Here is a 24,707-nt window from a genome sequence, read left to right on the forward strand (position 1 = left end):
GGCCGCTGCCTAGCTGCTCGGTCCCCCGCGCAGCCGCTGACCGATGCGCAGCGCGGGCAGCAGCAGGCTGCGCGGCGCGTACCGGCCGCCGGCGCTGACGGCCTTGGGCACCACACCCGGCACGACGCTGCGCCGGCCCGCGAGCATCCCCCCGATCGCGGCCTGGGCCACGTCGGGCGGCGACACCTGAGCGACCGGGATGCTGAACCGCTCGGCGTTGGCGATCTCGGCCCACTCCGTGGGCACCGGGCCCGGGCACAGCGCCGTCACCGACACCCCCGTTCCGTGCAACTCCTCGTGGACGGCCTCGGAGAAGGTCTGCACGAAGGCCTTGCTGGCCGAGTACACCGCCATGAACGGGATCGGCTGGAAACCGGCGATCGACGCGATGTTGAGCACGGCGCCCGCGCCGCGCTCGACCATGCCGGGCAGGGCCGCGTGGGTGAGCTGCATCAGCGCCAGCGCGTTGAGGGTCACCTGCTCGCTCTCGCGTTCCAGCGGCAGCGTGTGGAACGCACCGCTGGTACCGAACCCGGCACTGTTGCACAGGCCGGCGACGGGCTCGGTGCGCAGCCGGTCCGCCAGCTTGGCGCGCGCGTCGCCGTCGCTGAGATCCAGCGGCATCACCTCGACCGCGACCGAGTTTTCCCGGCCCACCTCGTTGGCGAGTTCGTCGAGGCGATCGCGGCGGCGCGCCACCAGCAGCAGCGGGAAGCCGCGGCGGGCCAGCCCGCGGGCCAGTTCGGCGCCGATGCCGGACGAGGCGCCGGTGATGACGACGACGGTGTGGGTGCCCGGTTTGGGGAGACTCATGATGTCACCAATGTATCCCGCGGGTGGCGCGCACAAACGTCTCGCTTCGCTTGTCGAATTGGTTTGTTTCCGAACCGGATTCGTCACCCTTTGCGGCCTCGGAGTCGCTGAACATCGCGAAGGCGCGGTTGCGGACCAGGTCCATCACCGCCGGGTTCACGGCGTCGGCGACGGCGGCGAACTGCCCGAACGGCGAGCTGGCGCGCCGCGGCCGGTGCACTATCGCGTCGGCGATCACGCCGGCCGCCTGCTCCGGCGTCAGCGCCGGGAACTTGTCGTAGATGGTGGTCGGGCTGATCATCGGGGTACGCACCAGCGCCATGTGCACGGTGGTGAAGCGGACGTTGTCGTTGACCGTTTCGGCCTGCAACGCGTCGCAGAGGCTGTCGAGCGCGGCCTTGCTGGCAATGTAGGCGCCGAAACGTGGCGCGCGGGTCTGCACACCGACCGAGGAGACGTTGACGATGTGGCCGAAGCCGCGCTCGCGCATGCCCGGGATGAACTTGAGGATGAGCTGCACCGCGCCCAGATAGTTGAGCTGCATGGTGCGCTGATAGTCGTGGATGCGGTCGTAGGACAGCTCCAGCGAGCGGCGGATGGACCGCCCGGCGTTGTTGATCAGGACGTCGACGCCACCGAGGTCGTCGAGAACCTGGTCGGCCATCGCCGCGATGGCGTCCATGTCGGACAGGTCGCACGGGTAGACGTGGGCCGTTCCGCCGTCACCACGGATCTGGTCGGCGACCTTGTCGAGGTTTTCCTTGGTGCGGGCGACGAGTGCCACCACGGCGCCGGCTTCGGCGATCTTCTTCGCGGCCGCCTCCCCGATGCCCGACGAGCCGCCGGTGATCAGGACGGTCCTGCCCTCCACGGCGTCCTCGAGCGTGCGGCCCTGCACCGCGTCGAGCAGATTGCGCAGGTAGAACGGCCGGTACCGGCCGGCCGAGTTGGGGGTGTTGATGATGTGGGAGACCGCGGCGAACGGCTTCTCCACAAGGTTCGTTAGGTCACCGAGGTTCATCGGGCGTCGCTCCTGATGATCTTTGCCCCCCGGGGTGGCTGGCCTGCCCGTTGACCGGACCGCCGCGCGGAGCTGTGGCGGGTGATGTGACGTGCGTCATTAAGCAACCTAGGACATCGATCGCCCGGACCGGTGCAGATTGCGCGCAGCGCGGCCCACCGCGATTCTCACGGCGCGGCGATCGCCGCCGTCAAGATCGGGCAATCCCGTTGTCACGCAGCGTCACTGGCGCGCCATCACGGACTAACTGACGGGCAATGCCGAAATTTTCCAATCGCACTTGAGAAAATTCTGGGACGTTTCCGCACTCCCGAGCCCGTCGCCGTCTACGACAGGATCGGCGGGGACCGTCACCGAGATCATCGGCCCGATCTCGCCGCTGGCCCCCGACATCGCGCCGGCGGAGCCCACCAAGGTCCGAGCCGGGCCGGGGTCAATACAGCGCGCCCGGCGTCCTAGCATGCGTACGTGGGTCGCAGTTTCGACGATCTGGTGGCCGAGGCCGACGCGGTCAGCGTAGACGGGTGGGACTTCTCCTGGCTGGACGGGCGGGCCACCGAGCAACGGCCGTCGTGGGGCTACCAGCGCCTGCTGAGGGGCCGGCTCGCCGAGGTGTCGGCCGCGCTGGACATCCACACCGGCGGCGGCGAGGTGCTCGCCGGCGCGGGGCCGTTCCCACCCACCATGGCCGCCATCGAGACCTGGCCGCCGAACGCGGCTTTGGCCACCAGCCGCTTGCATCCGCTCGGCGTCGTGCTCGTCGCGACCCGCGACGAGCCGCCGCTGCCCTTCGCCGACGACGCCTTCGACCTGGTGACCACGCGTCATCCGGTTTCGGTCTGGTGGGGCGAGATCCTGCGGGTATTGCGGCCGGGCGGCACGTACCTCGCGCAGCACATCGGCCCCGCGACCATGGGCGAGCTGGTCGAGCACTTCATCGGGCCGCAGCCGCAGAAGTGGGCCGAGTTCCATCCCGACGCGGTGCGGGCGCAGGCAACCGAAGCGGGCCTGCAGGTGCTGGATCTGCGGATGGAGCGGCTGCGCGCCGAGTTCTTCGACATCGGCGCCGTCATCTATTTCCTGCGCAAGGTGGTGTGGACGGTGCCCGACTTCACCGTCGACGCCTACCGTGAGCGGCTACGGGAACTGCACGCACGCATCGAAGCCGACGGGGTGTTCGTCGCCCACGCCGTGCGACTGCTCGTCGAGGCCCGCAAGCCGGACTGAGTCAACCCTCGCCGCGCAACACGTCCAGCGCATGCCGCAGGTCGGCCGGGTAGGGGCTGACGAACTCCACCCGCCGGCCGTCGGCCGGATGTGCGAACGCGAGCGAACGTGCGTGCAACCATTGGCGTTCCAGCCCAAGCCTTTTCGCGAGTTTTGGGTCCGCCCCGTAGACGAGGTCGCCGCAGCAGGGGTGGTGCAGCGCGGCGAAATGCACCCGAATCTGGTGGGTGCGACCGGTTTCCAGGTGAACGTCGAGCAGGCTGGCGGCGATGAACGCCTCGAGGGTGTCGTAGTGGGTGAGGCTGTGCCGGCCGTTCGTGGTGACCGCGAACTTCCACTCCCCGCCGCGGTGGCGCCCGATGGGAGCGTCGATGGTGCCGCTGGACGGATCCGGATGCCCTTGCACCAGAGCGTGATAGCGCTTGTCGACGGTGCGGTGTTTGAATGCGCGCTTGAGCACGGTGTAGGCGTTCTCGGAGAGCGCGACCACCATGACCCCCGACGTGCCGACGTCGAGGCGGTGCACGATGCCCTGCCGTTCCGGCACACCCGAGGTGGTGATCCGGTATCCGGCGGCGGCCAGGCCGCCCAGCACCGTCGGCCCGGTCCACCCCACCGAGGCGTGCGCCGCCACGGCGGCGGGCTTGTCGACCACGACGATGTCCTCGTCGGAATACAGGATCGTCATGCCCTCGATGTCGACCGGGGTGTTCTGCGGCGCCGCGGGCGCCTCCGGCAGGCGCACATACAGCCAGGCGCCGCCGGTCAGGCGGTCGGATTTACCCGCCTGCACGCCGTCCAACTCGACGCCGCCGTCCTCGGCGAGCGCGGCGGCCGCGCTGCGCGAGAGCCCCAGCAGTCGCGCCAGGCCTGCGTCGACGCGCATACCGGCCAGTCCCTCGGGGACCGGCATCGACCGCTCGGTCACCGCTGGTCGGCCTTGCGCCGGCCGATCGAGTCGAAGTCGTAGCCGAATATCGACAGCACGACGAGCAGGATGGCGCCGCCGACCACCGCCGGATCGGCGACGTTGAACACCGGCCACCAGCCCACCGACAGGAAGTCGACGACATGTCCGCGCAGCGGTCCGGGTGCCCGGAAGAAGCGGTCGACCAGGTTGCCCGTGGCGCCGCCGAGGATCATTCCCAGGCCCACCGCCCACCACGGCGACACCAGCCGGCGTCCCATCCAGAAGATCCCGGCGACCACGCCGGTCGCGATCAGGGTCAACAGCCAGGTGTATCCCGTCGCCATCGAGAACGCGGCCCCCGAGTTACGCACCAGCGTCCACGTCACGGTGTCCCCGACGATGGACACCGGCTGGCCCGGCGGCAGCAGGCGCACGGCCAGCACCTTGGTGACGATGTCCAGGGTCAGCACGACCGCCGCGACGGACAGCAGCAGGCGCAGCCGTCGGGGCGGACTCTGCGCGGGCACGGCAGCCGCAGCGTCGGCCGCGCCGTCGTCCTCCCGGCCGGCGTCGTCAGCCGCCTCGGCTGACGTCACCGGCTCGGTCGATCCTGTTGGTTCCTCGGGCACTGTCTCATCATCTCCTAATGCGGCCGCAGGCTCAGCCGATGTTCGCCGGCGGCGTGCGCGATGATTCCACTATGGCCCGCGTCACCGTCATCGCGACCGGAGGCACGATATCCACCGGTACGGACGCGCACGGGGTACACCGGCCCGCCTACAGCGGTGCGGACCTGGCCTCGGGCATCGACGGCTTCGACCTCGACGTTGTCGACCTGCTCGCCGTCGACAGCTCGCAGCTGACGCTGCTCGATTGGGATCGGATTCGCGCGGCGGTGCAGGCCGCGGTCGCCGACGGCGCCGACGGCGTGGTGATCACCCACGGGACCGACACCATGGAAGAGACCGCCCTGTGGCTCGACCTGGTCTACGGCGGGTCGCCACCCGTGGTGCTGACCGGCGCGATGCGCAGCGCCGACGCCCCCGACGCGGACGGCCCGGCGAACCTGCGGGATGCGCTGGCGGTGGCGGCCGCCCCGGCGGCCCGCGGCGGCGGCGCGCTGGTGTGCTTCGCCGGGCGGGTGCTGCAGCCGCTGGGCATGAGCAAGGTGGCGACCGCGGACCTCGGCGGGTTCACCGGCGAACTGCTCGGCACGGTCGACGGCCAGGTGTCGCTGTCCGGCGCGAAAACGCGGACCTACCTGGGCGAACTCAGCGCCGCCGCGGCACCGCGGGTCGACATCGTCGCGGCATACCTCGGCAGCGACGGGGTGGCGCTGGACGCCTGTGTGGCGGCCGGCGCGCGCGGCGTGGTCCTCGAGGCGCTGGGGTCGGGCAATGCGGGCGCCGCGGTGGTCGACGCGGTGCGCCGGCACTGCCGCGACGGGGTGGCCGTCGCGGTGTCGACCCGCGTCCCCGGCGGGCGCGTACGCGCGAGCTACGGTCCGGGACACGACATGGCGGCCGCCGGCGCGGTGATGGTGCCGAGGCTGCGGCCGCCTCAGGCCCGGCTGCTGGTAATGGCCGCGCTGGCCGCCGGGCTACCCGTCGCCGACGTCATCGGCCGGTGGGGCTGAGACCTGCAGCGCGCCCACGTAGTCCGGCCAGTCCAGGGAGTCGACCGGGTTCGCGGCCGAGAGGTCGGCGGTGCCGGCGGGAAACGTCCGGGCCGGGCCGGGGCCGGACCCGCGGGTCTCGAACCGCGCCGTGACCACCCCGTGGCCCGCGCCCTGCACCCAGCCGTGCCCGAGCTCGCGGTGCACGACGTCGTCTCCCACCCGCCACCCGACGTCGTCTCCCACCCGCCATCCGGCGTCGTCACCGATCCGCCGGCCCGCGGCGTCGGGACCCGCCGCGAACATCGCCTCGGCGGCGGTCTCGACGGACTGCCTGCCAGGTTCCTGCCCCGGCAGCTCCAGGTCCGGGAACAGCGATTCCTGGCGCACGTCGCTCAGGCCCGAGAAGCCCACACCCAGCAGGCGAATGGGCCCGATCTCGCGGGGGTCCAGCAGCAGGCGCCGGGCCACCGCGACCAGCGCACCCGGCTCGGTCGTCGCGTAGGGCAGCGTCGCCGACCGGGTCAGCGTGCTCATGTCGGCCTTCTTCAGCTTCACCGTGACGGTCCGCGCGCCGCGGCCGTCGCGCAGCAGGCGCTGGTGGGCGTGCTCGGCGATGGGGTCGATCGCCTCGCGCAACTGCTCGAGGCTGGTGAGGTCGACGGCGAAGGTGGACTCGGAGCTGATCTGCTTGGCCTCGGCGCGTTCGGCGACGGGCCGGTCGTCGACGCCGCGCGCCAGCAGGTGCAGGGCCGGACCGACGGTGGCACCCAGAATGTTGGCGGCTTCGGCGGCGGTCAGCGCGGCCAGTTGCCCGATGGTCTCGATGCCGAGCCGGTGCAGCTTCTCCTCGGCGACGGGCCCGATGCCCCACAGCCGGCGAACCGGCAACCCGCCCAGCAGCAGCTCCTCCTCGGCGCGCCGGACCACCCGGACCCCGTCGGGCTTCGCCAACCCCGACGCGATCTTGGCGACCTGCTTGCCCGATCCCGCCCCGACCGACGCGGTGAGGCCGGTCCGGTCGCGAACCCGCCGCCGCAGATCCTCGCAGAACTGTTCGACGAGCTCGGCGGAGGCTCCCGCGAGTTGAGGCGGCTCGCCGAAAGCCTCGTCGAAGGAGAGTTGCTCGACGACGGGCAGCACCTCACGCACGGTGTCGAAGACGCGCCGGCTGGCCACGCCGTACACCACGCCGCGCGGCGGCAACACCACCGCGGTGACGCCGATCAGGCGGCGCGCCTGATGCATCGGCATCGCCGAGCGGGCGCCGAACACGCGCGCTTCGTAACTGGCGCCGGCCACGACGCCCCGACCGCCCAGGCCGCCGACCAGCACCGGCCGTCCCCGCAGGGTCGGTCGGGTGAGTTGCTCGACGGAGGCGAAGAACGCGTCCATGTCCAGGTGCAGCACCCAGCGGGACTCCACACCAGAAGATGGTATTGGTCTAGCGTCTTGGGATATGGCAATGAACCTGGCCCACCGGTTGTGTTGCAACTCCGACCGCTGGGCGCACGAGGTGAAGGACCAGCTGCTGCCCTGGGTCCTCGCCGGCGTGGACCTGGGCGAGCACGTCCTCGAGATCGGGCCCGGCTACGGCGCGATCCTGCGAATGCTCGTCGACATGGCGCCGCGCGTCACCGCGGTCGAGGTCGATGCCCCGATGGCGCAGCGGTTGCAGCGGCTGTACGGCGACCGGGCCCGCATCGTCAACGGCGACGGGACGGCCACCGGATTGCCGTCCGACGAGTTCAGTTCCGTGGTGTCGTTCACGATGCTGCATCACGTGCCCACCGCCGAACTGCAGGACCGGTTGTTCGCGGAGGCGTTTCGCGTCCTGCGCCCCGGCGGCGTGTTCGCCGGCAGCGACAGCGTGACGTCGCTGAAGTTCCGCATTCTGCATTTTCGCGACACATGCAACACGGTCTCGCCGGACACCCTGCCGGATCGCTTGCGGGCGGCCGGTTTTCGCGAAGTCGAGACCGAGGTCCGCGGGGGCAGGCTGCGCTGGTGCGCGGTCAAATGACCGAGCGCGACGAGGACGGCGCGCCGTCGACGCGGCTGGCGCGGCTGCGGCGGCAGTGGCACGAGAGGCTGCAACCCGGCGAACGGGCCGCGGTGCTCGCGTGGGCGTCGTTCACGGTCACGTTCGGCGGGCTGCGTGTGCTCACCCACTGGCTGCGCGCCGGACACGGGCCGTCCGGCGGCGGTATCTCCGTGGGCGGCAGACACTTTCACCATTACAACATCGGCATCGGGATGCTTGCCACGGTGGCCGGCGTGGGGTTGCGCGGGTCGGATAAGCAACGACAGCATCCGGTGGCGGCGGTGGCCTACGGCGCGGCGAACGCCATGATCGTCGACGAGCTGGCCCTGCTGCTGGACCTCAAGGACGTCTACTGGGCGCACGACGGCCGCGAGAGCGTCGACGCCGCCGTCGGCCTCATCGCCGCCGGCGCGACCGTCGTGGCGGGCATGCCGTTCTGGCCGCACGCCCACCGCGCGCTGTGGTCCGCGCCGAGGTCGCGGGCGGCGGGCAACGCCGGCGCGCCGTAAGAGGTAGAACGGAAGACATGCCCTCTCTGGCCACCGAACCCTCACCCTCCCCCGACCAAGAGCCGCATCTGCTGCGACAGGTGGCGGAGTCCTTCGGCGTCGACGCGCCACGGTACGACCGCGCGCGGCCCCCCTACCCCGACGCCCTGATCCAACGCGTCGTCGCCGCCAGCCCCGGCGACGAGTTCCTCGACGTCGGCTGCGGCACCGGCATCGGGGCACGCCAGTACAAGGCGGCCGGCGTCACGGTCCTCGGTGTCGATCCGGACTTCAGGATGGCCGAATTCGCAAGGACGACAGGCGTCGACGTCGAGGTCGGCAACTTCGAAACGTGGGACGCCCGCGGCCGCACCTTCGACGCGGTCGTCGCGGGACAGGCCTGGCACTGGGTCGACCCGGTGGTGGGCGCCGAAAAGGCGGCGCGGGTGCTGCGGGCGCGCGGGCTGCTGGCGCTGTACTGGCATGTCTTCGACCCACCCCGCCCCGTCGCCGAGGCTTTCGACGAGGTCATGCGCAAGGTGGCGCCCGACGCGCCGCTGCAGAACCCTGGCCTCGAGCTCCAGGAACGAAATCTGCACCGGGCCATCGAAGGCATCCGAACGACCGGCGCCTTCGGCGAACCCGAGCAGTGGCGATTCGAATGGCAGCGCCGGTACACGCGCGACGAGTGGCTGGACCATCTGCCCACCATGGGCACGCTCACCCGGCTGGCGCCGGAGGAGATCGCGACCGTGCTGCAAGGCGTCGGAACCGCCATCGATGCGATCGGCGGAGCGTTCACGATGGACTACGTGACGCTGGCCGTGGCCGCGAAGCTCCTCTAGCCCCGCGAAAGTGCAACTACCGACAGCTCCACTCGGGAAACGCGTTGCCGGTTGCACTTTCGCGGTCAGGAGCGGCAGCCCGCCGCCAGCAGAGCGCTGCGGACCCGGTCGACGACGGTGTGCGGACGGCGACGCAACAGCTCGGCGCTGACCCGGATCAGCCGCCACCCCCGTCGCTCCAGTTCGACCGTGCGATCGATGTCGTTGGCGCGGGTGCGCGGGTCCGTCCAGTGCTGGGCACCGTCGTATTCCACGCCGACGAGCCACTCCTCCCAGCCCATGTCGATGCGCGCCAGCACCGCGCCGAACACGTTGCGGACCACGATCTGGGTCCGTGGTCTGGGCAGCCCGCCCCGAACCAGCAGGAGCCTGGTCCTGGTCTCCTGCGGCGACTCGGCGCCCGCGTCGACCAGGGGCAGCGCACATCTGAGCTGCTTGAGACCCCGGGCGCCGCGGTGCCTCGCCAGCAGGGGGTGCACATCGCCGGCCCCGACACCCGTGGCCCGGGCCAGGGCGTCGATCCGCGCGACCGCCTCCGTCAATCCCGGCCGCCGGCCCAGGTCGAACGCGGTCCGCGCGGGTGAGGTGACGGGCACGCCGGCGACGAGCACGCTTTCTCCGGGGAGCAGCGTCTCGTCGCGCGCGACGATCAACGGTGGCGGCCGCTTGCGATCGGTGATCAGCTCGGCGGGGGCGCCGGCGTCGACCCACTCCGCACCGAGCAGCGCCGACGCGGAGTGGCCGCAGACCACGGCCTTCCTGCCCGACCAGAGCCACGCGGCGATCGCGCGATCCCGGGCGGTGAGCGGGCCGCCGCGTCGGCGATAGACGTTGCGGTAGATCCGCGTGCAGGACCTCCGCAGCTCACGCTCGGTCAGCGCGCCTCCTTTGACCGCTTCGGTGCCGACGAAGGGCATTGCATCCACCGGAGCAGGATGCCACGGCCCTCCGACACGTCACGAGAGTGCAGCTACTGACGGCTTCACTCGGGAAACGCGTTGCCCGTTGCACTTTCGCGCTCAGGAGCGGGCGATGCTCACCCGCACGCCGTCGCCGATGTCGACGCCGTCGGCCGGATCGCCGAATTCGAAAGCCGTGGCGAGGATCTCCCCCGCGATCAGATCGCGGTGGGCCGCCGCCCAGTCCGCCCGCCCGGCCGGCACGGACATCACCACGGAGATGCGATCGGACACGTCCAGCCCGGTCGACTTGCGCAACTCCTGCAGCTCGCGGATGCGGTCCTTGGCCCAGCCCTCGGCCTCCAGCTCGGGGGTCACCGTCGCGTCCAACACAACCAGCCCCGACCCGTCGGGCAGCGCCGCGGTGTAGTCGGGGTCGGCGGCGACCAGCCGCGAGCTGTACTCCTCGGGCCGCAGCACGGCCGGGCCGGCGCTCAGCGTGCCGTCGGGGTTGACGACGCCCTCCCCCGCCTTGACCGCCTTGATGGCGGCCTGCACGTCCTTGCCCAGCCGCGGCCCGGCCACCCGCGCGTTCACGGTGAGCTCGAAGCGGCCGTAGGTGTCGATCGCGTCCGTGAGCTCGACGGACTTGACGTTCAGCTCGTCGGCGATCAGATCGACGAATGGCTCCAGCCGCTTCGGGTCCTGCACGGCCACAGTCAGTTTCGGCAGCGGCAGCCTGACCCGCAGCTTCTTGGCCTTCCGCAGCGACGACGCCGCCGAGCACACTTCGCGCACCTGGTCCATCGCGGCCACCAGGTCGGCGTCGGCGGGCACCTCGCCGGCCTCCGGCCAGTCGGTCAGGTGCACCGACCGCCCGCCGGTGAGGCCGCGCCATATGAGCTCGGTCACCGACGGCAGCAGCGGGGCGGCCAGCCTGGCCGTCACCTCCAGCACGGTGTGCAGGGTGTCGATCGCGTCGACGTCCTCCTCCCAGAACCGCGAACGCGACCGCCGCACATACCAATTCGTCAGCGCCTCGGTGAACAGACGGAGGTGCTCGCAGGCCCGCGAGATGTCACAGCGATCCATCTCGGTGGTCAGGTCGTCGCGCAGCGCGGCCAGCTTGGCCAGGATGTAGCGGTCCAGCACCTGCCGCGAATCGGTGCGCCAGTTACCGGCTTTGGGCGCGTAGAGCGCCAGGAAGCTGTAGGCGTTCCACAGCGGCAGCAGCACCTGCCGCACGCCCTCGCGGATGCCCTGCTCGGTGACGATCAGGTTGCCGCCGCGCAGGATCGGCGAAGCCATCAGGAACCACCGCATGGCGTCGGAGCCGTCGCGGTCGAACACCTCGCCGACGTCGGGGTAGTTGCGCAGCGACTTGCTCATCTTCTGGCCGTCGGAGCCCAGCACGATCCCGTGCGCCACACAGGTTTTGAACGCCGGGCGATCGAACAGCGCGGTGGCCAGCACGTGCAGCGTGTAGAACCAGCCGCGGGTCTGGCCGATGTACTCTACGATGAAGTCGCCCGGGTAGTGGGTCTCGAACCAATCGGCATTCTCGAACGGGTAGTGCACCTGGGCGTACGGCATGGACCCGGAGTCGAACCACACGTCGAGCACGTCGGGGATGCGCCGCATCGTGCTGCGACCGCTCGGGTCGTCGGGGTTGGGCCGGGTCAGCTCGTCGATGTAAGGCCGGTGCAGATTGTCAGGGCGCACCCCGAAATCGCGCTCCAGCTCGTCGAGGCTGCCGTACACGTCGATCCGCGGATGGGCGGGGTCGTCGGACTTCCACACCGGAATCGGGGTGCCCCAGTAGCGGTTTCGCGAGATCGACCAGTCCCGGGCGCCCTGCAGCCACTTCCCGAACTGGCCGTCCTTGACGTGCTCTGGATACCAGGTGATCTGCTGGTTGAGTTCGACCATCCGGTCCCGGAATTGGGTGACCGACACGAACCACGACGACACCGCCCGGTAGATCAGCGGGTTACGGCAGCGCCAGCAGTGCGGGTAGGGGTGCTCGTAGGTCTCGTGCCGCAGCAGCACCGCGCCGTTGGCGGCCACCGGGCCGCCGGCGTTCTTCAGGTCGCGGATGATGTGCGGGTTGGCGTCGAAGACGCGCTGGCCCCGGTAATCCGGCACGCTGGAGTCGAAACGCCCTTTCGAGTCGACCGGGGTGACCGGCACGATGCCGGCCGCCTCGCAGACCGCCATGTCGTCCTCGCCGTAGGCGGGCGCCATGTGCACGATCCCCGTGCCGTCCTCGGTGGTCACGAAGTCGCCGGGCAGCACCTGAAAGGCGTCGGCAGTGTCCATGAAATACGGAAAAGGCGGCAGGTATCGGGTGCCGAGCAGGTCGGCGCCGCGGTAGCTGCCGAGCACCTCGGGTTCCTCGCCCAGCTCACGGGCGTAGGCGGCCAGCCTCGCCTCGGCCAGCACGAATCGCCGCTCCCCCACCCGGACCTGCACGTAGGTCACCTCGGGGTTGACCGCGACCGCGAGGTTCGACGGCAGCGTCCACGGCGTCGTCGTCCAGATCAGCAGGTAGGCGCCGTCCACCGGGCCGCCGACCGCCTGGAATCCCACCGTGAGTGCCGGGTCCTGCCGGCTCTGGTAGACGTCGTCGTCCATCCGTAGTTCGTGGTTGGACAGGGGGGTTTCGTCGCGCCAGCAGTACGGCAACACGCGATAGCCCTCGTAGGCCAGGCCCTTGTCCCACAGCTGTCTGAACGCCCAGATCACCGACTCCATGTACGGCAGATCCAGCGTCTTGTAGTCGTTGTCGAAGTCCACCCAGCGGGCCTGGCGGGTCACGTAGGCCCGCCACTCATCGGTGTAGCGCAGCACCGATTCGCGGCAGGCGTCGTTGAACGCGGCAATGCCCATGTCGTCGATCTGGGACTTGTCGGTGATGCCGAGCTGGCGTTCGACTTCGAGTTCGGCGGGCAGCCCGTGGGTGTCCCAGCCGAAGCGGCGCTCGACCTTGTAGCCACGCATGGTGCGGTACCGCGGGACGATGTCCTTGACGTAACCGGTGAGCAGGTGCCCGTAGTGCGGCAGCCCGTTGGCGAACGGCGGCCCGTCGTAGAACACGTATTCCTCGGCGCCGTCGCGGCGGGCGATGCTGGCGCGAAACGTATCGTCGCGGGCCCAGTAGTCGAGGACGTCGAGCTCGAGCGCCGGAAAGTTGGGGGCGCCGTCGGCCAGCTTCGGATATGCCCGGACGGGCTGAACCCCGTGGTCCGTCTGATCAGTCACGATGCGCGTCGTCTCCCGTGCCGTTACTCAGGCCGGGGACGACGACGCGCCAGTGGCGCGAGCGCCGCGGTACCACCCCGCTTGCCGCGCTGCCGCGCGGCCGCTCGTTGAAGGCTGTGACGGGCCTACCCGTTCGGTTCTACTGGGCCGGGCCGGCTGTTCTTCCGAATGCTCCCCGGTGATGGCCGGATCGACGCGGTTAAATGCTACCGCGAGACTGCAACTGCCGACGCAAACGCCGAGCGACTCCGTCGGCAGTTGCCGCCTCGCGGTGCAAAACGCACCATCAGGCCCGCACTTCGAGCACACCGGCCCGCCACAGGGCGGCGTACACGTGGCGCAGCGGGATGCTCAGCAGCCGGGCCGCGCCGTCCACCAGCGGGTCGCCGGCCGCGACGGAACGCAGGACGTCGGCGCCGCGCGTCGCCTTCTTGGGTGCCGCGGCTGCGACGGTGTCGGCGTCGCGCACCACCGTCAGCTTGCGGGCGGGGGCCACGGCTACCACTTCGTCGTACAGAACTGCGGTCATGATCGCCTCCTAGAGGGACTCCAAACGGGGATTAACTGGACTGACGTGTCCCGTCCCGTTGTGGTTCCGGTTCCAGAAACGCTTGGCCGATAAGGCGTTTAGCGTTACGACGACTCAGGCGAGAACGTCGTGCCGGAGACCGGATCGGGACGCGTAGTTCGGATATCGATCCGGACTATCGCTGGAACTCATACGTCCCTCACCTCCTCGCGGTCACGACATGCGCGGTTGTCCGCGCACGATTGCAGCAGGAGAACAGGACCCGACAAATGCCGGAGAACCGCACCCCTCTCGTCAGAGCTTCGACACCACACGACGTGTCCGGTTGCCCGGAAGCCACCTGGGCTCAACCCTTAATCCGGGAGGAGCTGTCCTGACCCGGGGCGTCTTTCGACGTTCGGGGTCAGTGGCCTGTATTCGTGTAGACGCCTCACCTAACGAGGTGCATACCTGACCGATGATGCACGACGGGTCCGACAGGGTCAAACTTCTCGGCAGCACTTTTCCGAATCTTTACGAAGTTCCCCGGGACGCACACAGGACGCACACAGGCGCTGTCCAGCTTCGGTATTGAGCGGCGGATGCGGCAACGGGGTCGCTCACCTGTCCACCAGGCCGTCGAGGCGCCCGATCGTGTCGATGAACTCCTCGACCATGTCCAGGACGACCGAACGCGCCGGCCGGACCCGATCCAGCGAACCGACCACCTGACCCACGAAATAGGTGGCCAGCTCGCGGGCCTGAGAACCCGACTGGGCGGCCGCCTTGTTGATGCGCACCTGCGACTCGGTGACCAGCGCGCTTTGCAACGGCATGCCCAGCGGATCGGGGCTGTCCCGCCGCTCCCACTCGTCGGTCCAGGCCGTGCGGAGCATCCGCGCCGGCTTGCCCGTCAGCGAGCGCGAGCGCACGGTGTCCGAGGAGGTCGCGGCCAGGAACTTCTCCTTGACGACGGGGACCGTCTCGGCCTCTTCGGTGGTCAGCCAGACCGACCCGCACCACACGCCCTCGGCCCCGAGGGCCAGAGCCGCGGCGACCTGACGACCGCGGGCGATGCCGCCCGCGGCCAGCACGGGAGTCGGCGCGACCGCGTCCACGACCTCCGGCACCAGCACCATGGTGGCCACCTCGCCGGTGTGCCCGCCTGCCTCGGTGCCCTGCGCGACGATGAGGTCGACGCCCAGCTCCGCGTGCCGCCGCGCGTGCCGCGTGGTGCCGGCCAGCGCGGCGACCAGCACATCGTGGTCGTGGGCGCGCTCGACCAGGTCGGCGGGCGGCGAGCCGAGCGCGCTCGCGATCAGCCGAATGCGGTGGGCGAAAGCCACTTCCACCAGCGGCTCGTAGCCCTTCGGTGAGATGTTGAGGCCGCCCGCGGAGGCCAGCCCCTCGTCGGGGGCCGCGGTGACGCCGTAGCGGGACAGCAGGTCGTCGACGAACGCGCGGTGTTCCTCGGGCAACAGTGTGCGGGCCTGTTTCGCGTCGATCCCGCCCCGCTCGGCACCGACGTACTTCGGCGGCAACAACAAATCGACGCCGTAGGGTTTGCCCCCGGTCTGCTCGTCGATCCAGCACAGCTCCTTTTCGAGCCGCTGGGGGCTGTGTGCGACGGCGCCGAGGACTCCGAATCCGCCGGCGTTGGTCACCGCCGCCACCACGTCTCGGCAATGGCTGAAGGCACAGATGGGGAACTCGACGCCGAGCATCTCGGCCACTGCGGTTCGCATTGGCCAGACGCTAGAAGTCGGTGGCGCTCAGGTCAATCAAGCTCCCGGTCGGCCCCGCGCCGAACGCGTACCCGGGGCGACGAAATCCCGTATCCCACAACGTGGTTGGCCGTTCGCACGGCGTCCGGGGGAGCGGGCGGCGCTCAGCCGGGCGGGCGACCGTCCGGTGGCCAGCTCGAGACGCCGTCCTCCAGCGGAACCTCCAGGCTCTGCAGAATCGACGCGACCATGCGCCACGCGCCGATCGCGCTCACGATTTCGATGAGAACCTTTGTATCGCCGTTGAATTCGCGCCGACACGCCGCCCAGCTGGCGGCGCTGACCGCGCCGTCGCGCACCACGTCGTCGGTGGCCGCCAGCACGGCGCGCTCAGCCGGCCCGAACGGCTCGTAGTTCTGCCAGTCACGCACCCCGAGCAAGTCGTCGGCGGTCACCCCCAACCGCGAGGCGACGCGCCAGTGCTGCGTCCATTCGTAATCGCAGGCGGTGAGCCAGCCGATCCGCATGATGACCAGCTCGCGCAGCCGCTGGTCGAGTGCGCCGTGCCAGAGCATCGTGGCGAGCAGGTCGTTGATGGCGCGAGCCAACGGCGGATGGTGCAGCAGGACTTGGAAAATGCTGAGTTCGGCCATGTAGTCGGGCACGGCCGCCTCGTCGGCGGCGGCCTTGGCCTCGCCGAGCGGCAATCCGGGCACTCGCGCTGATGTCATGGTGTGCGCACTCCGCCTCCTCGCCGGACACCGGCCGCGCGGCCGTCGGGACTTAGCTGAGCGACGCCCCCAGCACACCTATGGCACGCCCCCGGCAGCCCTGCGTTGGCCGGCTTTCGTTGCGTCAGAGTTGCGATCATAAAGATTCAGCGATTCTCGCGCGGGTCTTCGCAATAACACCTATCATGCCGTGATTGGCCATACCGTTGTGCGTTCAATTGACGCATCCTGCCCCTTTCCAGGGGTTCGGTTATTGCGTGATGCGAAGACCCACTAACCGTTAGTTAGCCTAACCTGAAGCGCGCCGCTTACCCTGTTACATCCGGGCGGGGGCGACCCTCGCCTCATCCACGAGCCGAGCCTCGGCCGTCGCCCGTCCGACCCGCCCGGATCTGACGCCGACCGTGCCGAGAAAACGCGTACCACGTTGGCGCACACTGCGTCTAGCTGCGATTTTGGAATGATTCTCGGTATCCACGCGTCGTCGGCCGGCCCCTCGCCCGCCGCGTCGGAAACTTTGCGACCCGGCGGATGCTTGTTAAATTTTTGTACGAGCGAACGATTTTTCCACGCATGTGCACCGCAGCCGCTACGCTCTGATCGCGCCAAGTTCTTTGGTTGGCTTCGACAGTGGGGGTCGACGGGTTGGAAGTGTGACGCTCGTGAGTTGCAGGTCACACTCGAAAAATCAGCGATATTTCTCGAAGCGCTGATAAGAGCTTGCGGCAGTGATAGGAACTTGTGGATAGGCAAGGAGAGGTGAAGGACAGTGGATAAGGCAGGCGTGACTCCGGTTGCCGTCATCGGGATGGCGTGCCGGCTGCCCGGGGGAATCGACTCCCCTGACCTCTTTTGGGAAGCGTTGCTGCGAGGCGACGACCTTGTCAAGGAAATTCCTGCGGACCGCTGGGACGTCGACTACTACTACGACCCCGAACCCGGCGTTCCCGGCCGGTCGGTTTGCAAGTGGGGCTCCTTCCTGGACAGCGTGGGCGACTTCGACCCCGAGTTCTTCGGCATCACCGAAAAAGAAGCGACCGCGATGGACCCTCAGCACCGGCTGCTGATGGAGACCGCGTGGGAGGCCATGGAGTATGCCGGCCTCACTAAGGACACGATCGCCAAGGAGACCGGCGTCTTCGTCGGATTGAACTACGGCGACTACCAATTCGTGCACGCCGCCACCGACGCCTTCGACGGCCCGTACGGCAACCCCGGAACCATCTCCTGCATGGCGTCGGGACGCGTCTCCTACGCGCTCGGCCTGCACGGTCCCGCGTCGACGGTGGACACCGCCTGCTCGTCGGGCCTGTTCGCCATCCACCAGGCCTGCCGCAGCCTGCACGACGGCGAGAGCAACATGGCCTTCGCGGGCGGTGTCAACGTGATGATGGAGCCGCGCCGGTCCGTTTCGGCGTCGGCGGGCGGCATGCTGTCGGGCACCGGGCACTGCCACGCGTTCGACGTCAAGGCCGACGGCTTCGTGTCCGGCGAGGGCTGCGTCGTGCTGCTTCTCAAGCGCCTCACCGACGCGCAGCGTGACGGCGACCGGATCCTGGGCGTCATCCGCGGCACGGCCGCCAACCAGGACGGCCACACCATGAACATCGCGATGCCGTCCGGCGAGGCGCAGGCCGCGGTGTACCGCGCGGCGCTCGCCGCGGCCGGCGTCGACGCCCGCACCGTCGGCATGGTCGAGGCGCACGGCACGGGCACCCCCGTCGGCGACCCGATCGAGTACGCGAGCACCGCCGAGGTGTACGGCAAGGACAACCCCTGCGTGCTGGGTGCCTCCAAGACCAACTTCGGCCACACCCAGGCCGCCGCGGGCGCACTCGGCCTGATGAAGGCCGTCCTCTGCGTCCAGCACGGCGTGGTCCCGAAGAACCTCCACTTCGAGGGCCTGCCCGAGGAGATGGCGCGGATCCAGACCGGCCTGTTCATCCCGCAGGACACCACACGGTGGCCCCTGGAGAGCGGCCAGCCCCGGCGCGCGGCCGTGTCGGCGTACGGCATCTCGGGCACCAACGTGCACGCGATCGTCGAGGAAGCCCCCGAGCCGCTTTCCCGCAACGGCGTGGTGACCAAGCCGAGCCGCGACGAGACGCTGGTGTTCCCGCTGTCGTCGTCGTCGACGGACGGCCTGAAGGAGACCGCGGTCCGGCTGGCCGAGTGGGTCGAGGCGCACTCCGCGGAGCTCGCGATGCCCGACCTGGCCTACACCCTGGCCCGCCGGCGTGGACACCGCTCGGTGCGCACCACCGTGCTGGCCAACAGCACCCACGAGCTGGTGACGGCGCTCCGCGAGGTCGCCGACAGCGAACTGCCCTTCCAAGAGGTGGTGGGCCAGGAGGAGCGCGGCCCGGTCTGGGTGTTCTCCGGGCAGGGGTCCCAATGGGCCGCCATGGGCGCGGACCTGCTGGCGAACGAGCCCGCCTTCGCCGCGACCATCGCCGAGATCGAGCCGCTGATCTCCGCCGAGTCCGGCTTCTCGGTGACCGAAGCGCTGACCGCACCCGAGAAGGTGACCGGTATCGACCGGGTGCAGCCGACGCTGTTCGCCGTGCAGGTCGCGCTGGCCGCCACCATGAAGTCCTACGGGGTCGCCCCCGGCGCGGTCATCGGCCACTCGATGGGTGAGTCCGCGGCGGCTGTGGTCGCGGGAGCGCTCTCGCTCGCCGACGGCGTGCGCGTCATCTGCCGCCGCTCACGGCTGATGACCAAGATCGCCGGCGCCGGCGCGATGGCGTCGGTGGAACTGCCTGCACAGCAGGTGCTTTCGGAGCTCATGGCGCGCGGCATCAACGACGCCGTGGTGGCGGTGGTGGCGTCCCCGCAGTCCACCGTGATCGGCGGCGCGACCGAGACCGTCCGCGAGCTGGTGGCCGTCTGGGAGCAGCGCGAGGTGATGGCCCGCGAGGTCGCCGTCGACGTCGCGTCGCACTCGCCGCAGGTGGACCCGATCCTCGACGAGCTCTACGACGTCCTGGCGGACGTCGAGCCGTTGACTCCCGAGGTGCCCTACTACTCGGCCACGTCGTTCGACCCGCGCGAGGAGCCGTACTGCGACGCCAACTACTGGATCGACAACCTGCGCCACACGGTGCGGTTCTCGGCGGCGGTGCAGGCTGCACTGGAAGACGGCTACCGCGTCTTCGCCGAGCTGTCGCCGCACCCGCTGCTCACCCACGCCGTCGACCAGACCGCCCGCAGCCTCGACATGACGGTGGCCGCCCTCGCCGCGATGCGGCGCGAGCAGCCGCTGCCCCACGGCCTGCGCGGCCTGCTCGGTGACCTGTTCACCACCGGCGCCTCGGTCGACTTCTCGGTGCTCTACCCCGCCGGCCACCTCGTGGACGCCCCGCTGTCCGCGTGGACCCACCGAACGCTGCTGCTGAGCCGCGACGGCCACAGCTCGCGCGCGCTGCGCTCCAGCGTCGCGGTGCACCCGCTGATGGGCCAGCACGTGCGCCTGCCCGAGGAGCCGGAGCGCCACGTGTGGCAGGCCGAGATCGGCACCGCAACGCTGCCCTGGCTGGCCGACCACCAGGTGCACGGCACGGCGACCCTGCCGGGCGCGGCGTACTGCGAGATGGCGCTGGCCGCGGCCGGCACCGTGTTCGGCGAGGCGGCCGGGGTTCGCGACGTCCGCTTCGAGCAGATGCTGATGCTCGACGAGGAGACGCAGGTCAGCCTCACCGCCACGGCGGAGGTGCCCGGTTGCCTCACCTTTGCGGTGGAGACCAACGAGGACGGCGTGAAAGCGCGCCGCGCGTCGGCGGTGCTGCACTCCCTGGACGACTACGAAGTGCCCGCCGTCCACGACATCGAGGCCCTGCTGGCCGCTCACCCGAGCCGCCTGGAAGGCGCCGATCTGCGCGACGCCATGGACCTGTGCGGAATCCAGTACGGCCCGGCGTTCACCGGCCTCACCGCCGCGCTCACCGCCGAAGGAGCGGGTACCACGGTGCTCGCCGAGATCGGACTGCCCAGCGTGATCCGCACGCAGCAGACCAGCTACGGCGTGCACCCGGCGTTGCTCGACGCCTGCTTCCAGTCGGTCGCCGCCCACCCGAGTGTCGCCGGCGCCAGCCTGGGCGGCCTGCTGCTGCCGCTGGGCGTGCGCGAGCTGCGGGCCTACGGCCCGGTGCACGCGGCCCGCTACTGCTACTCGCGGGTGACCGCGGCCGCGGGCGGAGCCGTCGAAGCCGACCTGGACCTGCTGGACAAGCACGGGGCCGTGCTGCTGACCGTCCGCGGCCTGCAGATGGGCACCGGCGTCTCGGCCGCGGGCGAGCGCGCACGCGTCATGGGCGAGCGGCTGCTGACCGTCGAGTGGCAACAGCGGCAGCTGCCCGCGGTCGCCACCACCGAGCCCGGATCGTGGCTGCTGGTCAGCACCTCCGACGCCGCCGACATGGTGGCGACGGCGTTCACCGACGCGATGAAGTTGCACGACGCGGAGTCCGCGACCCTGGCCTGGCATCAGGATGCCGACCACGCGGTCGTCGCCGAGCAGCTGCGTGACCAGATCGCCCGGGTGGGTTACTCGGGGATCGTGGTGCTCACCGGACCACGCACCGACAACCCGGACGACCAGCCCGCCCGCCGGGGTGGAGACCTCGTCCACCACCTGGTTCGCATCACCCGCGAACTGCCGGAGATCCAGGGCGAGGCGCCGCGGCTCTACGTCGTCACGCGCGGTGCGCAGAACGTGCTGTCCGAGGATGTCGCCAACCTCGAGCAGGGTGGGCTGCGGGGACTGCTGCGGGTGATCGGCGCCGAGCACCCCCACCTGCACACCACCCACATCGACGTCGACGAGGCGACCGGTGCCGAGCAGGTGGTGCGCCAGCTGCTGCTGGCGGGTCCCGACGAGGACGAGACGGCGTGGCGCAACGACGAGTGGTACACGGCGCGCCTATGCCCCTCTCCCCTGCGTCCCGAGGAGCGCAAGACCACTGTCGCCGCCCACGAGAACGACGGCATGCGCATGCAGATCCGCATGCCAGGCGACCTGCAGACCATGGAGTTCGCCGCATTCGACCGGGTACCTCCGGGCCCCGGGCAGATCGAGGTCGCGGTGACCGCGTCGAGCATCAACTTCGCCGACGTCCTCAACGCGTTCGGCCGCTACCAGAGCCTGGACGGCATCCTGCCGCAGCTCGGCACCGACTTCGCGGGTGTGGTGACGGCCGTCGGACCGGATGTCACCAACCACAAGGTGGGCGACCACGTCGGCGGCATGTCGCCCAACGGCTGCTGGGCCACGTTCGTCACGTGCGACGCGCGCCTGGCCACCACCCTGCCGGAGGGGCTGACCGACGCCCAGGCGGCGGCGGTGACCACCGCGCACGCCACGGCGTGGTACGGCCTGAACGACCTGGCCCGCATCAAGGCCGGCGACAAGGTGCTGATCCACTCCGGGACCGGTGGCGTCGGGCAGGCGGCGATCGCCATCGCCCGCGCCGCGGGGGCCGAGATCTTCGCCACCGCCGGTAGCGAGCAGCGTCGACAGATGTTGCGCGACATGGGCATCGAGCACGTGTACGACTCCCGCACCGTCGACTTCGCCGACGAGATTCGTCGCGACACCGAGGGCTACGGCGTGGACATCGTGCTCAACTCCGTGACCGGGGCCGCCCAACTCGCGGGGCTGAAGCTGCTGGCGCTGGGCGGGCGGTTCGTGGAGATCGGCAAGCTCGACATCTACGGGGACACCAAGCTGGGTCTCTTCCCGTTCCGCCGCAACCTCGCCTTCTGGGGTGTCGACCTCGGGCTGATGTCGGTGAGCCACCCGCAGCAGGTCAGTGAGGTCCTGAGCACGGTGTACCGGCTGACCGCCGAGGGCGTGCTGCCGATGCCGGAGGCTACGCACTACCCGCTGGCCGAGGCCGCCACGGCGATCCGGGTCATGAGCGCGGCCGAGCACACCGGCAAGCTCATTCTCGACATCCCGCAGGCGGGACGCAGCAGCGTGGTGTTGCCGCCGGAGCAGGCGCCGGTCTACCGGCGCGACGGCTCGTACATCATCACCGGTGGCCTGGGCGGCCTGGGCTTGTTCCTAGCCGAGAAGATGGCGGCGGCCGGCGCGGGCCGGATCGTACTCACCTCTCGCTCGCAGCCAACCCAAAGGGCTTTGGAGACAATCGAACTCGTTCGTTCGATCGGCTCTGATGTGGTGGTGGAATGCGGCGACATCGCCGAGGCCGAGACCGCAGAGCGGTTGGTCGCGACGGCGACGGCCACCGGCCTGCCACTGCGTGGCGTGCTGCACGCGGCGGCGGTGGTCGAGGATGCCACCCTGACCAACATCACGGACGAGTTGATCGACCGCGACTGGGCACCCAAGGTGTACGGCGCGTGGAACCTGCACCAGGCCACCGCGTCCGCGGAGCTGGACTGGTTCTGCTCCTTCTCCTCGGCGGCGGCCCTGCTGGGCTCGCCCGGTCAGGGGGCCTACGCCGCGGCGAACAGCTGGCTGGACGCGTTCACCTACTGGCGACGCGCTCAGGGGCTGCCGGCCACCTCGATCGCCTGGGGCGCCTGGGGCGAGATCGGTCGCGGTGCGGGGTTCGCGGAGGGCACGGGTGCCGCGATCACTCCGGACGAAGGCGCGTACGCGTTCGAGTCGCTGCTGCGCCACGACCGCGCGTACACGGGTTACACCCCGCTGATTGGCACACCCTGGATTGCATCCTTCGCGGAACGCAGCAAGTTCCTCGAGATGTTCAAGTCCGCGGGTGAAAAGCGTTCGGGCTCAAGCAAACTGCGCGCCGAGCTGGCAGAGCTGCCACTCGACGAGTGGCCGAGCCGGTTGCGGCGTCTGCTCTCCGAGCAGATCGGCCTGATCCTGCGCCGTAACATCGATCCCGATCACCCGTTGTCCGAATACGGCCTCGACTCACTGGGCAACCTGGAGTTGCGCACGCACATCGAGGCTCAGACAGGGGTTCGCATCACGTCTGCCGACATCACCACCGTTCGGGGGCTGGCGGATCACCTCTTCGACAAATTGGCGCCCAAAGAAGACGCGCCTGCGTAACGATAGTGACGAAGAGGGCGAAATGACCTGTACTGCTGGGGTTGGAACAGAGGAGGGAAACGTGTTCATCGGAGGAGGCTCTGAGCACGACAGCCTGCGGGTTGGTAACGCCTACGACTGGGACCCGGGCTCGGGCACCATCGTGACGTGGCAGCCCACGCCGGGTTGCGTTGCGAAAGCACTGCAAGCGCCAGTGAGTCCCGTCCCGCCCAGCTCCATGCAGGCAGGTCACCTTCGCGGCTACGTGGAGTTCCGTGACAAGGGCCTGGACTATTCGCGGGCCGTCATGGGCTCGTGGGACGTCCCGGGCAAGTGCGACATCCGCGCGATGACCTACGTCATCAACGCGCACCTCCGGCGGCACGCGACCTACCACAGCTGGTTCGAGTACAACGGTGCGGACAACATCGTCCGGCACACGCTCAAGAACCCGCGCGACATCCAGTTCGTCGCGAAGGACTACGGCGTGCTGACCCAGGCGGAGTGGCAGGACCACGTGCTGGCCACGCCCAATCCGCTGCAATGGGACTGCTTCCGCTTCGGCATCGTTCAGCACGAGGAGAAATTCTCGCTCTACGCGGTCGTCGACCACCTGCACTGCGACCCGATGCTGATCGCCGGCCTGTACGTCGAGATCCTGATGAACTACACCTCCCTCCTCGAGGGCAAGGCTCCGGTGACGTTGCCGCCGGCGGCCAGCTACGACGAGTTCTGCCTGCGCGAGGCCCAAACCGTGTCGTCCATGACGGTGGATTCGCCCGAGGTGCGCAAATGGATCGAGTTCGCCGAGGCCAACGGCGGAACCCTGCCGGACTTCCCGCTGCCGCTGGGGGATCAGACGATCCCGTGCGGCGGTGACGTCCATGTCCAGCAGCTGCTCGGCCCCGACCAGACGGCGCAATTCGAGGCGATGTGCCAGCGCGCCGGCGCGCGGTTCAGCGGCGGCCTGTTCGCCTGCGCCGCCCTGGCCCACCACGAATTGTCCGGTGCGGACACCTATTACGGCCTGACTCCCACCGACAAGCGCAAGAGCCCCGCGGACTTCATGACCGTGGGCTGGTTCACCGGGGTGGTGCCGTTCACGGTTCCCATCGACCCCAACTCGTTCGAGGAGACCGCGCGCGCCGCGCAGGCTTCCTTCGACGCGAACATGAGCTGCTCGAACGTGCCGTTCGACCGGGTTCTGGAACTGGCGCCGTGGCTGAAGAAGTACGGCCCGCAGTTCACCATGATGAGCTACATGGATGCGGGCCTGCCGCCCCTGTCCGCCATCGTGGCGACCGCGCTGGACGGCGTGAACGCGACCGCGTTCACCGACGGTCGCAGCCCGGCCTACATGTACTCGACGGTCTTCCGCCTGTTCGACGAGGTCTCGATCATGATCTCGTACCCGAACAACCCGGTGGCCCGGGAGTCGGTGATCCGCTACACGGACACGCTCAAGTCGGTCTTCGACCGGGTTGTCTCGGGGAGCCTGGCAGCGGTTCCGGTTCGCGTCGCGAGGTAAGGCGTCCGGGGACTTCGCCCTCCGAACAAGGATGAGGTCCTCGGAACAAGAGTGGTCCTCCGAACGAGA

The 24,707-nt window shown here is 69.7% G+C and carries 17 protein-coding genes and 1 riboswitch; of the genes, 7 read left to right on the forward strand and 10 right to left on the reverse strand.

Annotated elements, in window-relative coordinates; all coding sequences use genetic code 11:
* Positions 1-9: 9 nt before the first annotated feature.
* Positions 10-813, reverse strand: coding sequence for an SDR family NAD(P)-dependent oxidoreductase (locus G6N48_RS08950; RefSeq protein ID WP_085269567.1), 804 nt, complete (start codon positions 811-813; stop codon positions 10-12).
* 4 nt (positions 814-817) lie between these two features.
* Positions 818-1,834 (reverse strand): SDR family NAD(P)-dependent oxidoreductase, encoded by a 1,017-nt coding sequence (locus G6N48_RS08955; RefSeq protein WP_085269568.1) that lies wholly within the window; start codon positions 1,832-1,834, stop codon positions 818-820.
* Positions 1,835-2,302: 468 nt separating this feature from the next.
* Between G6N48_RS08955 and G6N48_RS08960 the strand changes: the two genes are divergently transcribed.
* Positions 2,303-3,061, forward strand: coding sequence for a methyltransferase domain-containing protein (locus G6N48_RS08960; protein ID WP_085269569.1), 759 nt, complete (start codon positions 2,303-2,305; stop codon positions 3,059-3,061).
* 1 nt (position 3,062) lies between these two features.
* Here G6N48_RS08960 and G6N48_RS08965 read toward each other — a convergent pair whose 3' ends face one another.
* Together G6N48_RS08965 and lspA are read right to left on the reverse strand one after the other, a co-directional pair.
* On the reverse strand, positions 3,063-3,989 hold the full coding sequence (locus tag G6N48_RS08965; RefSeq protein WP_085269570.1) for an RluA family pseudouridine synthase: 927 nt from the start codon (positions 3,987-3,989) through the stop codon (positions 3,063-3,065).
* A complete protein-coding gene (gene lspA / locus G6N48_RS08970; RefSeq protein ID WP_139825802.1) occupies positions 3,986-4,600 on the reverse strand; it encodes a signal peptidase II in 615 nt (204 codons plus the stop codon). Before lspA ends, G6N48_RS08965 begins: the two co-directional genes overlap by 4 nt.
* A gap of 71 nt (positions 4,601-4,671) precedes the next feature.
* Here lspA and G6N48_RS08975 point away from each other — a divergent pair, with 71 nt between their 5' ends.
* Complete coding sequence (locus G6N48_RS08975; protein WP_085269725.1) at positions 4,672-5,607, forward strand: asparaginase; 936 nt, start codon at positions 4,672-4,674, stop codon at positions 5,605-5,607.
* Here the strand turns inward: G6N48_RS08975 and G6N48_RS08980 are convergent.
* Complete coding sequence (locus tag G6N48_RS08980; protein WP_085269572.1) at positions 5,572-7,011, reverse strand: DNA polymerase IV; 1,440 nt, start codon at positions 7,009-7,011, stop codon at positions 5,572-5,574. The genes G6N48_RS08975 and G6N48_RS08980 overlap by 36 nt on opposite strands.
* Positions 7,012-7,045: 34 nt before the next feature.
* On the opposite strand from G6N48_RS08980, the gene G6N48_RS08985 reads away from it, so the two are divergent.
* From G6N48_RS08985 to G6N48_RS08995, 3 genes are read left to right on the forward strand one after another with little or no spacing between them, the layout of a single operon-like run.
* Complete coding sequence (locus G6N48_RS08985; RefSeq protein WP_085269573.1) at positions 7,046-7,609, forward strand: class I SAM-dependent methyltransferase; 564 nt, start codon at positions 7,046-7,048, stop codon at positions 7,607-7,609.
* Positions 7,606-8,139, forward strand: a complete 534-nt coding sequence (locus G6N48_RS08990; protein WP_085269574.1) for a hypothetical protein — start codon at positions 7,606-7,608, stop codon at positions 8,137-8,139. Before G6N48_RS08985 ends, G6N48_RS08990 begins: the two co-directional genes overlap by 4 nt.
* Positions 8,140-8,156: 17 nt before the next feature.
* Positions 8,157-8,963 carry a class I SAM-dependent methyltransferase gene (locus tag G6N48_RS08995; RefSeq protein WP_085269575.1) on the forward strand — a complete coding sequence of 269 codons (807 nt, stop codon included), beginning with the start codon at positions 8,157-8,159 and terminating at the stop codon, positions 8,961-8,963.
* Between the two features lie 65 nt (positions 8,964-9,028).
* On the opposite strand, the gene G6N48_RS09000 is transcribed toward G6N48_RS08995, so the two are convergent.
* From G6N48_RS09000 to G6N48_RS09020, 5 genes are all read right to left on the reverse strand, one after another.
* Positions 9,029-9,880: a DUF559 domain-containing protein gene (locus tag G6N48_RS09000; RefSeq protein ID WP_085269576.1), complete on the reverse strand. Its 852-nt coding sequence runs from the start codon at positions 9,878-9,880 to the stop codon at positions 9,029-9,031.
* 102 nt (positions 9,881-9,982) lie between these two features.
* Positions 9,983-13,123 carry an isoleucine--tRNA ligase gene (ileS, locus tag G6N48_RS09005; protein ID WP_085269577.1) on the reverse strand — a complete coding sequence of 1,047 codons (3,141 nt, stop codon included), beginning with the start codon at positions 13,121-13,123 and terminating at the stop codon, positions 9,983-9,985.
* A gap of 286 nt (positions 13,124-13,409) precedes the next feature.
* Positions 13,410-13,652 (reverse strand): Rv1535 family protein, encoded by a 243-nt coding sequence (locus G6N48_RS09010; RefSeq protein ID WP_085269578.1) that lies wholly within the window; start codon positions 13,650-13,652, stop codon positions 13,410-13,412.
* Positions 13,653-13,931: 279 nt separating this feature from the next.
* Positions 13,932-14,101, reverse strand: a riboswitch (M-box (ykoK) riboswitch).
* A 150-nt stretch (positions 14,102-14,251) separates the two neighbouring features.
* Entirely contained in the window at positions 14,252-15,376 is a 1,125-nt protein-coding gene (locus G6N48_RS09015) for an NAD(P)H-dependent flavin oxidoreductase (RefSeq protein WP_085269579.1), read from the reverse strand.
* Positions 15,377-15,519: 143 nt separating this feature from the next.
* Positions 15,520-16,086 carry a carboxymuconolactone decarboxylase family protein gene (locus G6N48_RS09020; RefSeq protein WP_085269580.1) on the reverse strand — a complete coding sequence of 189 codons (567 nt, stop codon included), beginning with the start codon at positions 16,084-16,086 and terminating at the stop codon, positions 15,520-15,522.
* A gap of 808 nt (positions 16,087-16,894) precedes the next feature.
* Between G6N48_RS09020 and pks2 the strand changes: the two genes are divergently transcribed.
* Together pks2 and G6N48_RS09030 are read left to right on the forward strand one after the other, a co-directional pair.
* The gene (gene pks2 / locus G6N48_RS09025; protein ID WP_232066775.1) at positions 16,895-23,131 is read left to right on the forward strand and encodes a sulfolipid-1 biosynthesis phthioceranic/hydroxyphthioceranic acid synthase; all 6,237 of its coding nucleotides are present in this window, start codon (positions 16,895-16,897) and stop codon (positions 23,129-23,131) included.
* A 61-nt stretch (positions 23,132-23,192) separates the two neighbouring features.
* Positions 23,193-24,638 (forward strand): condensation domain-containing protein, encoded by a 1,446-nt coding sequence (locus G6N48_RS09030; RefSeq protein WP_139825803.1) that lies wholly within the window; start codon positions 23,193-23,195, stop codon positions 24,636-24,638.
* The last annotated feature ends 69 nt before the right edge of the window (positions 24,639-24,707 follow it).

The sequence above is a fragment of the Mycobacterium parmense genome, from assembly GCF_010730575.1.
Classification (GTDB): Bacteria; Actinomycetota; Actinomycetes; order Mycobacteriales; family Mycobacteriaceae; genus Mycobacterium; species Mycobacterium parmense.